This is a genomic window from Bacillus sp. AC266, assembly GCF_979253805.1.
In genome coordinates this window covers 346,032-358,033 of sequence record NZ_CEEDEC010000002.1, presented here as the reverse complement: position 1 = coordinate 358,033, position 12,002 = coordinate 346,032, and the positions used below count along the sequence as shown (strand labels likewise).

The 12,002-nt window shown below is 36.2% G+C and carries 12 protein-coding genes and 2 tRNA genes; 1 reads left to right on the top strand and 13 read right to left on the bottom strand.

Features of this window, described 5'->3' with window-relative positions; all coding sequences use genetic code 11:
- Positions 1-57 precede the first annotated feature (57 nt).
- The 4 genes from clpX to AC0IXC_RS09340 all read right to left on the bottom strand — a co-directional run bounded on the left by clpX (position 58) and on the right by AC0IXC_RS09340 (position 4,615).
- Positions 58-1,317, bottom strand: coding sequence for an ATP-dependent protease ATP-binding subunit ClpX (gene clpX, locus AC0IXC_RS09355; RefSeq protein WP_000472285.1), 1,260 nt, complete (start codon positions 1,315-1,317; stop codon positions 58-60).
- Positions 1,318-1,581: 264 nt separating this feature from the next.
- Positions 1,582-2,859, bottom strand: a complete 1,278-nt coding sequence (gene tig / locus AC0IXC_RS09350) for a trigger factor (RefSeq protein WP_002015345.1) — start codon at positions 2,857-2,859, stop codon at positions 1,582-1,584.
- A gap of 310 nt (positions 2,860-3,169) precedes the next feature.
- Positions 3,170-4,168 carry a hypothetical protein gene (locus AC0IXC_RS09345; protein WP_044442379.1) on the bottom strand — a complete coding sequence of 333 codons (999 nt, stop codon included), beginning with the start codon at positions 4,166-4,168 and terminating at the stop codon, positions 3,170-3,172.
- Between the two features lie 198 nt (positions 4,169-4,366).
- Entirely contained in the window at positions 4,367-4,615 is a 249-nt protein-coding gene (locus tag AC0IXC_RS09340) for a hypothetical protein (RefSeq protein WP_001983650.1), read from the bottom strand.
- Positions 4,616-4,930: 315 nt separating this feature from the next.
- Between AC0IXC_RS09340 and AC0IXC_RS09335 the strand changes: the two genes are divergently transcribed.
- Entirely contained in the window at positions 4,931-5,545 is a 615-nt protein-coding gene (locus AC0IXC_RS09335; protein WP_000473869.1) for a PH domain-containing protein, read from the top strand.
- Positions 5,546-5,596: 51 nt separating this feature from the next.
- Here AC0IXC_RS09335 and AC0IXC_RS09330 read toward each other — a convergent pair.
- The 9 genes from AC0IXC_RS09330 to AC0IXC_RS09290 form a co-directional block, all read right to left on the bottom strand.
- Positions 5,597-5,670: transfer RNA gene (locus AC0IXC_RS09330), tRNA-Arg, on the bottom strand.
- 1 nt (position 5,671) lies between these two features.
- Positions 5,672-5,745: transfer RNA gene (locus tag AC0IXC_RS09325), tRNA-Gly, on the bottom strand.
- Positions 5,746-5,853: 108 nt separating this feature from the next.
- Positions 5,854-6,357 (bottom strand): metallophosphoesterase, encoded by a 504-nt coding sequence (locus tag AC0IXC_RS09320; RefSeq protein WP_002034207.1) that lies wholly within the window; start codon positions 6,355-6,357, stop codon positions 5,854-5,856.
- Between the two features lie 13 nt (positions 6,358-6,370).
- Positions 6,371-6,979, bottom strand: a complete 609-nt coding sequence (locus AC0IXC_RS09315) for an XTP/dITP diphosphatase (protein ID WP_002165027.1) — start codon at positions 6,977-6,979, stop codon at positions 6,371-6,373.
- Between the two features lie 11 nt (positions 6,980-6,990).
- The gene (rph, locus tag AC0IXC_RS09310) at positions 6,991-7,728 is read right to left on the bottom strand and encodes a ribonuclease PH (protein ID WP_002015340.1); all 738 of its coding nucleotides are present in this window, start codon (positions 7,726-7,728) and stop codon (positions 6,991-6,993) included.
- Between the two features lie 131 nt (positions 7,729-7,859).
- Positions 7,860-8,909: a GerMN domain-containing protein gene (locus tag AC0IXC_RS09305; protein WP_002015339.1), complete on the bottom strand. Its 1,050-nt coding sequence runs from the start codon at positions 8,907-8,909 to the stop codon at positions 7,860-7,862.
- Between the two features lie 130 nt (positions 8,910-9,039).
- Positions 9,040-9,852 carry a glutamate racemase gene (racE, locus tag AC0IXC_RS09300; RefSeq protein ID WP_002015338.1) on the bottom strand — a complete coding sequence of 271 codons (813 nt, stop codon included), beginning with the start codon at positions 9,850-9,852 and terminating at the stop codon, positions 9,040-9,042.
- Positions 9,853-10,235: 383 nt separating this feature from the next.
- Positions 10,236-10,460 (bottom strand): spore germination transcription factor GerE, encoded by a 225-nt coding sequence (gerE, locus tag AC0IXC_RS09295; RefSeq protein ID WP_000659484.1) that lies wholly within the window; start codon positions 10,458-10,460, stop codon positions 10,236-10,238.
- Positions 10,461-10,625: 165 nt separating this feature from the next.
- Positions 10,626-11,921 carry a purine/pyrimidine permease gene (locus AC0IXC_RS09290; RefSeq protein ID WP_471652846.1) on the bottom strand — a complete coding sequence of 432 codons (1,296 nt, stop codon included), beginning with the start codon at positions 11,919-11,921 and terminating at the stop codon, positions 10,626-10,628.
- Between the last annotated feature and the right edge of the window lie 81 nt (positions 11,922-12,002).

Genomic DNA, 12,002 nt, shown 5'->3' with positions numbered 1-12,002 from the left:
ATAGTGCTAAACATAAAGAAAAACAGCAATTATAAAAATTGCTGTTTCTTCTTCGCATTATGCAGATGTTTTTGTATCAAGTACAGTACCGTCTTGTAACACCAATTTCGGCGGTTCATTATCAGCTACTGTTTCTTTCGTAAGAATACACTTCTCGATATCTTTGCGAGATGGAAGTTCGAACATTACATCAAGCATCAAGCCTTCAATAATAGAACGAAGTCCACGAGCACCTGTTTTACGTTCAATTGCTTTTTTCGCAATCTCAACTAGTGCACCTTCTTCAAACTCTAACTCAACATCGTCAAGCTCCAATAATTTTTGGAATTGCTTAACAAGTGCATTTTTCGGTTTAGTTAAAATATCTACAAGAGCATCTTCATCAAGCGGCTCTAGGTTCGCAATAACTGGAAGACGACCGATAAACTCCGGAATTAAACCGAATCTTAAAAGATCCTCTGGTAAAACGTGAGATAAAACATGCTTCTCATTTACATCAGCATTTTTCTTCTCAGCACCAAATCCAATTACTTTCTCACCAAGGCGACGTTTAATAATAGGCTCGATGCCATCAAACGCTCCACCACAAATGAATAGGATGTTCGTTGTATCAATTTGAATAAACTCTTGATGCGGGTGCTTACGACCACCTTGAGGTGGAACGCTCGCTACAGTACCTTCTAAAATTTTCAGAAGTGCCTGCTGTACACCTTCACCAGATACATCACGTGTAATTGATGGATTTTCGGACTTACGTGCCACTTTATCAATCTCATCAATATAAATAATTCCTTTTTCCGCTTTTTCTACATCGTAATCAGCCGCTTGAATTAGTTTTAGTAAGATGTTTTCTACATCTTCCCCAACGTATCCAGCTTCTGTTAAAGATGTTGCGTCCGCGATTGCAAATGGAACATTTAAAATACGCGCTAATGTTTGTGCCAATAATGTTTTACCACTACCAGTTGGCCCAATAAGTGAAATATTACTCTTCGCTAATTCTACATCATCAATTTTGCTGTTAGAATTAATGCGTTTGTAATGGTTATATACCGCTACTGCTAGTGCTTTTTTCGCGTTATCTTGTCCGATGACATACTCATCTAAGATTTCACGAATTTCTACCGGTTTCGGTACATCTTTGAATTCTACTTCTTCGTCCTTCGCAAGCTCCTCTTGTACAATTTCAGTACAAAGCTCGATACACTCGTCACAAATGTAAACACCTGGACCTGCAACTAACTTTCGAACTTGCGTTTGTGTTTTACCACAGAAAGAACATTTTAATTGACCTTTTTCATCATTAAATTTAAACATATTTTCACACCCCTTACAAAGTGCTAACCTCTTGCCTTCGTATGTACACGATAAATGTATCGTATGTAAATACATATTATGTCACTACGTAGCGAGAAATACAAATAATATGACTAGTTATGTACAAATAAAAAAATTTTAAAACTTTTGAAATATGTATATTCGACTTACAAAGGCACTTTTCCTTCTTCATCGAAAAGTTTTATAAATATATTTCTATATTTATAAAACAAGGCACGATTAAAATCGCGCCTTGTTATTTTATTATGCAGCGTTGTCTACTAAGAAGTCTACAGCTTTACGCACTTTAAGATCTTCAGATAAAGCGTCTACGCTTCCAAGAGCTTGCTTGATAGCGTCTACTGGCATACCGTACATTTCAGCCATTTTTTCAACTTCTGCAGTTACTTCTTCTTCAGTAACTTCGATGTTTTCAGCTTCAATGATAGCTTCAAGAACAAGATTGATTCTTACACGTTTTTGTGCATCCTCTTTCATTTGCTCTTTTAATTTGTCAGCGTCAGTACCTGTGAATTGGTAGTAAAGCTCAAGGTTCATACCTTGTTGGCTTAAACGTTGCTCGAATTCACGAACCATACGATCTAACTCAGTGTCGATCATAGCTTCTGGAATGTCGATTTCAGCGTTAGCAGCAGCTAATTCTACTACTTCGTCACGTACTTTGTGCTCAGCTTCGTGCTTTTTGCCTTCTTCTAAGTTTGTACGAAGTTTTGTTTTTAATTCATCAAGAGTTGCAACTTCTTCGTCAGCATCTTTAGCGAACTCGTCGTTTAACTCAGGAAGTTCTTTTGTTTTGATTTCGTGAATTGTTACTTTGAATGTTGCTGGTTTACCAGCTAATTCAGCAGCATGGTACTCTTCTGGGAATGATACTTCAACTTCTTTAGAATCACCAGATTTAAGACCAATTACTTGCTCTTCGAAACCTGGGATGAAAGTACCAGAACCGATTGCAAGAGAATAGTTTTCGCCTTTTCCGCCTTCAAATGCTTCGCCATCAACGAAACCTTCGAAGTCGATTACAGCTGTATCACCATCTGCAGCAGTTCCGTCTTCTTTAACAACTAGTTCAGCTTGACGCTCTTGTAAAGCTTTTACTTCGTTCTCTACATCCTCGTCAGTTACAGTTGTTTCAACTTTTTCTACTGCTAAACCTTTGTAATCACCTAATTTAACTTCAGGTTTTACAGTAACTTTTGCAGTGAAAATTAAGTTTTGGCCTTTTTCGAATTTCTCGATGTCAATCTCAGGATGAGCAACTGGGAAGATACCAGCTTCATCGATCGCTTCACCGTATGCTTTTGGTAAGATGATATCTAAAGCATCTTGGTATAAAGATTCAATACCAAAGCGTTGTTCGAATAATGGACGAGGCATTTTTCCTTTACGGAAACCTGGTACATTAATTGTTTTTACTACTTTTTTGAATGCAGCGTCGATAGAGTTATTTACTTCTTTAGCATCAACTTCGATTGTTAAAACGCCAACGTTACCTTCTAATTTTTCCCATTTTGTAGACATTTATTCTTTCCCTCCAACTATAATAATGTATGCACATACCTCTATAGATCAAAATTTTTATTATCTCTTTCTTGAAATAACAAATGTACAAATAACCCTCTAGCAAAAAGCTTTCAGATACAATGTTCCAATCTACTAATTGTCTAAAAGACAACTACGGTATATTTTGTTCGAGACTAATATGAAACATATTAAGTAAGAGAATTATACTCCTCTTCTCTTACAAACAGGCAGATTTCTGCCTTTTGCAACCCTTACATTATAACATAGAATGTGCTCGTTTCAATAACTGAACGATTCTTTTTCATAATTATACGGGCAAATACCCTTCTCTTTCAATGCGCAGTAACCATTGATAGGCAATATGAAATTCCTCAAACTCAATATTGTATGCTGTCATAAGTTCTTCTTCATCAATAGCCAATCCGAAACGCTTTCTTCCAATTCTCTCTAAGACAGCAGCCCAAATTTCTACTTTATCCATTAATAGAGGGAACGGAAAAATACTAATTTGTAATTCTTTCCAGTATGTAACCATCGTACTAAATATATCTGGATAACTTTGCTCTAATCGGTTTGAGAATTTATGTATAATTTTATCGGATTGCTCCTCATTATGACCTGTAAATGCTGGAATCACCTTTATCGTATTTCCAAACTTCTCTACTTCTATTTCTTCTTCTATTTGATTTTCTACCATTTTATACAAAATAGAAGTTTTTAAATAAGGGTGCTGATCTTCGTCTATTAAAAATTTCTTTAAAGTAGGAAGTGCGAGATCCAGGTCTTTTAACGAAAGTTTCTGGATCACTCTTAGCTTTTGACCAAAGTTTTCTCCAAAAAGCCCATCGGTAAATTCTTCTAATTCAAAATTCGAATCCACTAGCGGTGTATCTTCTTCATTCAGCATCCCTTGCGCAAACAAAGCAAGCTGCGCCAATTTTTCCTTTTGCTCAGGAATTATATCTTTCGTTTGCAAAACTTCCTCAACAGTTTCAATGACACCTTCATAATCATTTGTTTGAACTAAAATAGTTACATACGTTTCAAGAATATCACCAAATAATACAGCTCCTGTTTCAAGCAACTGCTCACATTTTTCTTTCGCTTCTTCCATACGTTTTAATTCTAGCAAACAAATAACGGAAGCTAATTCTGTTTGTTCCGTTTCTGCATTATACTGACGTAATATTTCAAAGCAGCGCAATGCATCTTCGAATTCCCGCTCTTTCAACGCTAAAAAACCTTTATCAATATAGCGTTCTGATAGTTGCGGAAACAATACGACCGTATTTTCTTTTTTATCCATACGTCCGCCTCTTTTTCTAGATTTTAATGATCTTCAAAGTAAATATATCAAATGCGTAATGAGAACACAACATTCCAAAATTATTTATTTGAAATATAGGAATATTCTATTTTCATAACAAAAAAGCAACAAACTTCTAAATGAAATTCATTTTTCACAAACAAAAACCCTCAGCAACAGACGGCAGAGGGTTCATCATTAATGGAAAGCTTTTATAATTGTGGGGTATATAACAAGGGTAATAATTTGGAGAACAATAATTGCCATAACAATCATGCTAAAATAGAAGATTGGTTTACTTCGCTTCATTAAAAACATAATAATAAGCATCGTACAAGCAAACAAACTTAAAAAGAACAAACTCGTTGTCGAACTAAGTATACCACTTGGGACAAAGAACAATAAAACTACACTACAAGTACCTATAATTCCAAATAACCATTCCATTCATTCACTCATTCCCTTTCCCTCTCATGGCAGTTTTTTCTACGCTACTAAATGTTTTACAACATCAATTACATATGTTAACTTTTCATACGCCACAAACCCAAAAGCTACTGTTAAACCTGTTACGATTAATCCTTTCATCATCTCTTCCTCCTCATTTATCGTTGTTATCTTCATTATATAAGATTAGTAATTTGTTACCATCGAACTTCCTTACACTTACCTTACAGAGTTGTAAGATTTCAAAAATAAGTTTAAAATCATGTTAATATATTTTTGTACAATTAAGAATTTAATTTACAAGGGGGATTATATATGTTCAAAAAAATGGCTGCTGATGTTTTAGGATTAAGCGATGTAGGTTCTGTCATTACACCAAAAGATTATGATAAGGTTGATGCTGATGATTACGTAATGCATGAAGATGGGGAGAAAATTTACTTTCTTATTAAATCAAAATCAGATGAATATTGCTTTACAAACAAAGGATTAATTCACCTAGATGGTACAAGTGCCACAAGCAAAAAACGTACATTACGCCGCTTTAGCTATAGTAAATATCAAATTAAAAACGTAGCACTTGAAACTGCAGGAACGATTGATTTAGATGTAGAAATTAAATTTCAAATGGGAGATGAGCATTACTCAATTGATGTCCATAAAAAACATATTGAAGAATTAAAAGATTTATATAAGGCTCTTCTTAAAATCGAAGAAATTTCATACGACAACGACATTACATTGCAGTATGCACATAAAAGTTTAGATATGGCATCTAACGCTTTCAGCCGTATTTCAAATGCACAAGTAAATTTAGCAGAACAGTTTAAAGAGATGAACGAGATCGCCTTTAACTGGCTCGTTGATACGAAAAAGCAATATAACGTGAAAGATTACGGTTTTGTCTTTGAAAAATTTATTAATAACTAATTTAAAACAAACAAAAAACCTTGTTATCAAAAGATAACAAGGTTTTTTTAGCGTCCCAGGAGAGATTCGAACTCCCGACCGTACGCTTAGAAGGCGTATGCTCTATCCGGCTGAGCTACTGGGACATGGAGCGGGTGAAGAGAATCGAACTCTCGACCAGAGCTTGGAAGGCTCTTGTTTTACCACTAAACTACACCCGCATATGTTATTTTATTTTTCTTCGTTAGCGCCGTTGCCCTATCGACAATATTTATTATATTCATAACTACTTATAAAGTCAACACTTTTTTAAAAGAGGATAATTTTTCTTATCCTCTTTTAAAAATTGCTTGTTCCACCAGCTGTCCATCTAATGTTTCAAAACGAACTTCTATATGATTTTCATCCATTTCTAATAAAGCGAATGTTTTTTCCACACGAGAGCGTGGGAGCAAAATACTTCCTGGATTAATAAATAAAATCCCATCAATTAATTCTGCCCCTAATATATGAGAATGTCCAAAGCATGCTACTTGCGCTCCTACTTCTCCTGCATGATACGCTAACGTTTGTAACGTCATTTTCACATTATGACGATGACCGTGTACAACTAAGAAACGAATTCCATCTACATCAGTTACAATTTCATCTTGAAAGTTAGCATAATCACAATTCCCTTTTACAACTTGGAAACCTTGTAGCTCTTCGTGAGCAGGCGTTAGCTCTGAATCACCACAATGAATCATGACATCTACTTTCCCTTCGTAATTCTCTTTTAACTGCTGTAATTCCTTCACAGAGCTATGACTATCGCTTACGATTAAAGCTTTCATCAATCTCTCTCCCTTATTCTTCTAAAAACCATTCTGGGATTTTTTTTTCTAATTTACGAAGAGCGCGTCCGCGGTGACTAATCGCATTTTTCTCATCCGAATTTAGCTCAGCCATCGCTTTTTTATATTCTTCTACATAAAAAATCGGATCGTATCCGAAACCATTTTCCCCGCGGCGCTGTTCTAGAATTTTCCCTTCGCACGTTCCGTTTACAATAACCGGCTCTTTATCCACTTCAGGGAAAGCAACTGCTAGCGCACAGTAAAAACGAGCTGTACGTTTTTCTAAATCGACGTCAGTTAACCCTTGTAACACCTTATCTATATTCGCCTGATCATCTTTCGGCTCTCCAGCAAAACGAGCTGAATACACACCTGGTTTCCCGTTTAAGGCATCTACAATAAGACCAGAGTCATCCGCAATTACGATGGAATTCAACTGTCTACTAAGACTGTCCGCCTTTAAAATTGCATTTTCTTCAAATGTTTCACCAGTTTCTTCGACTTCTTCAATATGAGGAAAATCGTGTAAAGATTTCACTTCTAAGTCAAATCTCTCAAATAACTCAGCAAACTCACGTACTTTCCCAAGATTTTTCGTCGCTACAACAACTTGCTTCATATTTTCCACCTCTACTCTATATGAGATACGATGTCACCTAACGCTTCTTTTTGCTTTTCAACAAGTTGGAAAATCCCTTGTTCAGCAGCATCAAGTAATTCATTTAATTCAGCTCTGCTAAACGTCGCTTCTTCTCCAGTTCCTTGCACTTCAACAAACTGACCTTTTCCAGTCATAATAACGTTCATATCAACGTCTGCTTTAGAATCTTCAGCATAATTTAAATCTAAAACAACACCTTGTTCTTCAACAACACCTACTGACGTTGCCGCTAAATAATCTTTCACCGGAATTTTAGATACTTTTTCTGCTTGCAATAATTTTTCAAAAGCTAATACCATCGCTACATAAGCACCTGTAATAGAAGCTGTTCTCGTTCCGCCATCCGCTTGAATTACATCACAGTCAATCCAAACTGTTCTTTCGCCAAGCGCTTCTAAATCAACAACCGCACGTAATGCTCGTCCAATTAAACGCTGGATTTCCATTGTGCGCCCTGTTACTTTCCCTTTACTTGACTCTCTGATTGTACGTTGCTCTGTCGCACGTGGAATCATTGAGTATTCTGCTGTTACCCAGCCTTTTCCTTCTCCGCGCATAAACGGCGGTACACGCTCTTCAATTGTCGCTGAACAAATTACCTTTGTATCCCCAACTTCAATTAGTACTGATCCCTCTGGATGTTTTAAATAATTTGTATGAATATGTATATGGCGTAGCTCTGCTTTTCCTCTACCATCTACTCGCATAAAAATAACCCCCTCATAAATACTCTCATTAGTATAGCCAAATTTAAATGTACGATATGTATAACAATAAAAGAAGGGGAACTCAAAAAGCAATTCCCCTTTCTTACATAAGTATATCAAATTATTCACGATTAAAAACTACCTGTATTCACGTTTTGTGGACGATCAACAGGTTTTATTAACTTTTCACCTTTCTCATCCATAAGATTTGCTTTCCCATTCACTTCAATAGAAACATTTTTCACACCTTGTTTTTCCGTTAAAGATAAGACTAACGATTTCAACACATAATTTGAAATCATGTTTTTGTCTGGGTTCACAAATATATTTTCATTAAAGTTTAATGTAATATTTCCGTTCTCCACTTTTGGATTCGTAATAAGCTTAGCTCCTGGATTAAAATCATTTAGTAGCGATCCTTGAATCGGACCTTTTACAAGCTCATCCACAATTGCCGAGTAATCATTTTCTTTTCCTTCTGCAACGCGCCTTGTTACCGGTACGTAATATTGCTGCTTATTATTATTTTGCGCCATAAAGTAAAGTGTAACCGGTTTTGTATGCGTCACATCTGCTACTTGTTCATCATCAAAGTTAATTCCATTCGCACGACTTACACCTTCACCAAGCGGTGTACCCGCAACAGGCATCTTCGCTAACTTTTCACCATTTATTTGGAACTGCACTTGTTTTATTTCTGTAAATTGAGTCAAAGTCCACGCTACTGATTCAACAATTTGACGTTCTTCTTCTTTTGAATAATTTTTCATTTCTTTAGAGAAATCAATTACTGCTGTCCCGCCTTTTTTCAAATTCAAGGTCATCGTCGTATTCGCTGGAAGGACTGCTCGAAATCCATTTGGCAATAAATTTGTGACTGGTCCATCTTTCACAAGATACTCTAACGTTTGCTGTACAACTTCATTCGCTTTCGGAGTAGGCATTGCAATAGTTTGCGGTACGACATATCCATTTTTATCAACGAGGTATAACTCTCTATTTACTGTTTGCCCTTGTTTATCTTTTTTAGCAGTTTCTTTCTTTTCACCTTCTGTATACGTAACTTTTTTTGGCGGATCAATTTGTTCTGTCGCTTTCTCTTGATTTAACAAGCCACACCCTGATAATAAAATCGCACTCACAGTAGCACCAACAACCCATTTAAAAGTGGATTTAGGCATGCCATTCCCCCCTAAAATCTAAGTTTGTACTATTATGTATACGAGCTGTTTCATATTTTAGAACAAGCTATGGCTACTTATACAGAAAAAACCCCTGATTTCTCAGGAGTTCTCTTATATGAATCTACTATTATTCTGTTTCTAAATTGATATGCTTCACATTTTCAATCGGCTGACCGAACCACTTTGATGCAATTTCTTTGAACAGACCTATTTTACCAGTCGTTAAGAAGAGGTGGTCACTTTGTTCTTCTCCCTCATTTAACATCTTACTATGGTATAAAATCGTGCTTACCTCACGCGCCGTTTCATCACCCGAACTAATTAATTGTACTTGATCCCCCATTACCTTTTTAATAACAGGACCTAAAATCGGATAATGCGTACATCCTAGAATAAGCGTATCAATGTCAGTACTTTTCAACGGTTGCAATGTTTCTCTTACAACTTCATACGCCATTTCACTTTCGAAATTCCCACTCTCTACAAGCTCAACGAAAGGTGGGCAAGCTAAACTTTCTACCATAACACGGTTATTAATAGACTTTAACGCCTCTTCATAGGCGCCACTTTTTACTGTTCCAATCGTTCCAATAATCCCAACATGATACGTATTTGTCACTTTTAAAGCTGTACGTGATCCTGGATGAATAACTCCAACTACTGGAATTGGTAATTGTTTCTGCATTTCTTCTAATACAACCGCAGTTGCTGTATTACACGCAATAACTAACATTTTGATATTTAAATCTAATAAATGCTCCGTCATTTCCCACGTAAATTGACGCACTTCTTCACGAGAACGCGGACCATAAGGGCAACGTGCTGTATCCCCTAAATATATAATACGCTCTTTCGGCAACTGACGAATTAATTCCTTCGCTACTGTTAAACCGCCCACTCCTGAATCAATAACACCGATCGCTCTATTCAACTTAATCACCCGTTTTCTCATTCATCATCTTTTATGTTTATCAGTATATTTTACACACTTTAAGTTCGCTAACTTAAAGTGCCCCTGTATAAAAATTTTCATTTGTACCTATATAGATCAGGACCTTTTTTATTTTGCTCCTTTTTTTCATAATTTGCAAGACAGAAAAATAACCGACCTTCTATATGAAAGTCGGTTTCTTCTATATAAAATGCTCATTCAAAATAAAACTCCCGCTACTTTTATTAATAGCGGGAGTTTTATTTCTATATTTTATTTATCGCGTTCTTTATAGCCTTACCTATTTATGTATGAAGCATCCTTATCATTCATATGTAGCATGAAACAAACAGAAAAATAGCCGACCTTTTGTATAAAAGTCGGCTGCTTTCTTATAGTTCTAGCTCTCCCATACGAAGAAGCTCAACAACTGCTTGTGAACGTCCTTTAACCCCTAGCTTTTGCATTGCGTTTGAGATGTGATTACGTACTGTTTTTTCACTTATAAACAGTTCACCTGCAATTTCCTTCGTCGTTTTATCTTGAACCAGTAATTCAAATACTTCTCTTTCTCTCTTTGTGAGTAACGGTTTAGATTGATACGCTTTTTCCTTCAACTGGTATAACCCTCCTTGCTTAAGCCAGAGCTGTATATGTGTAAGTTGGGTGTTTATTTAGTCAAGATATTGTATGAACGAAATGTGCAGGTGGTGAATGAAAATGGGCTTTATTTCTTATGTTATTTTAGACTTTTATACAGTGCGTACACTCTTTTTATCCACTTACTTTTCAGTACGCCATATTTGTTCTAGTAATATGCTGACAACTGTACCTACGAACAAACCATTTCCGAATATATATTGCATCACAGACGGCAAGGATTGGAGTGCTCCAGACGGTAAAAACATAGCACCACTTCCAAATAATATAGCAACTCCTAAAATCGTTACATTCCTTTCGCTGAGCTCCACTTGTTTTATATTATGAAATCCAATTCCAATAAGCTGCACGAACGAAGCCATTAAAACCGCAGATGCGACCGCGGATGGCAGAGAGGCTAAGTAGCGGATAATACTTGGAAACAGCGACATACCGACTAATAGTACACATGCAAATAAGAATGAACGCATGTACTTTTGATTTGTTAAACGTATGAAACCTGCCGTTGCTGGTAATGGAACGACACCTACAGTTGAAAACAAAGAGGAAATCATATGCGAAATCCCTCCGACCCACGTACCATTTCTCAACTGTTTTTGTTCAATAGTCGCTTTATGAATCGTAGCTTGATTGATTGCTATAATAGCTGCCACTGTATTCGAAACTAAAATACATACCATAACGAAACTTGATACAGCCATACCTGTATTCCATTTTGGAATTCCCCACGCGAATATATGTGGAAGTTGCACAAAATGAGTTACTTGAGATGGGATCGTCACTTTTCCTGCAATGAGAAAAATAATCCAGCCACTAATTAACCCTATTAAAACCGCATAACTTTTAACAAACCCTTTTCCGAAGTTGGAGAGTATGACTACGAATAAAAATATGCAAAAAGCAATTAATGCTGTAAATCCATCAATTTGAGAAACAGCAGCTGTAATTCCTAGCATTCCTTTTAAAAATACACCACTTAATTGTAAACATAATAAAAGTAAGAACGTCCCTGTCACGAGCGGCGTAAATAAAAATAAAATACGCCCGATAACTCCCGTTACTCCTAGCCCTATTAAAACAACTCCCGCAACCATCATTCCTAATTCCAAAATTTGCAATGTACTATGTAATTGATCCTGCCCTACAGTTGCATAAGCAAGCACGGTAAATACACCAACCCAAGATCCAGCTGGTCCATCCGCAATCGGAAGCTTATGTCCAAGCCATCCTTGTAAAAAAGAAGATATACCAACCACGAAAAACGTACGCTGCATTAAATAAAATACTTCTTCCGTCGTAAGATGAAATAATCCGCCAACGACAATTGGTAGCGCGATTGAGTTTGCTAATAAAAAAATAAACCATTGCAAAGTTCCCATAATATGATTTTGATTATGTTGATTGTCCAAACTTTTCATCCCTTCTTGCTTCCTTATAAGGAAGTATAGTACTTCCTTGTTTCTACTAAATAAAAAAGAAGGGTTCTATTTTCACAATTA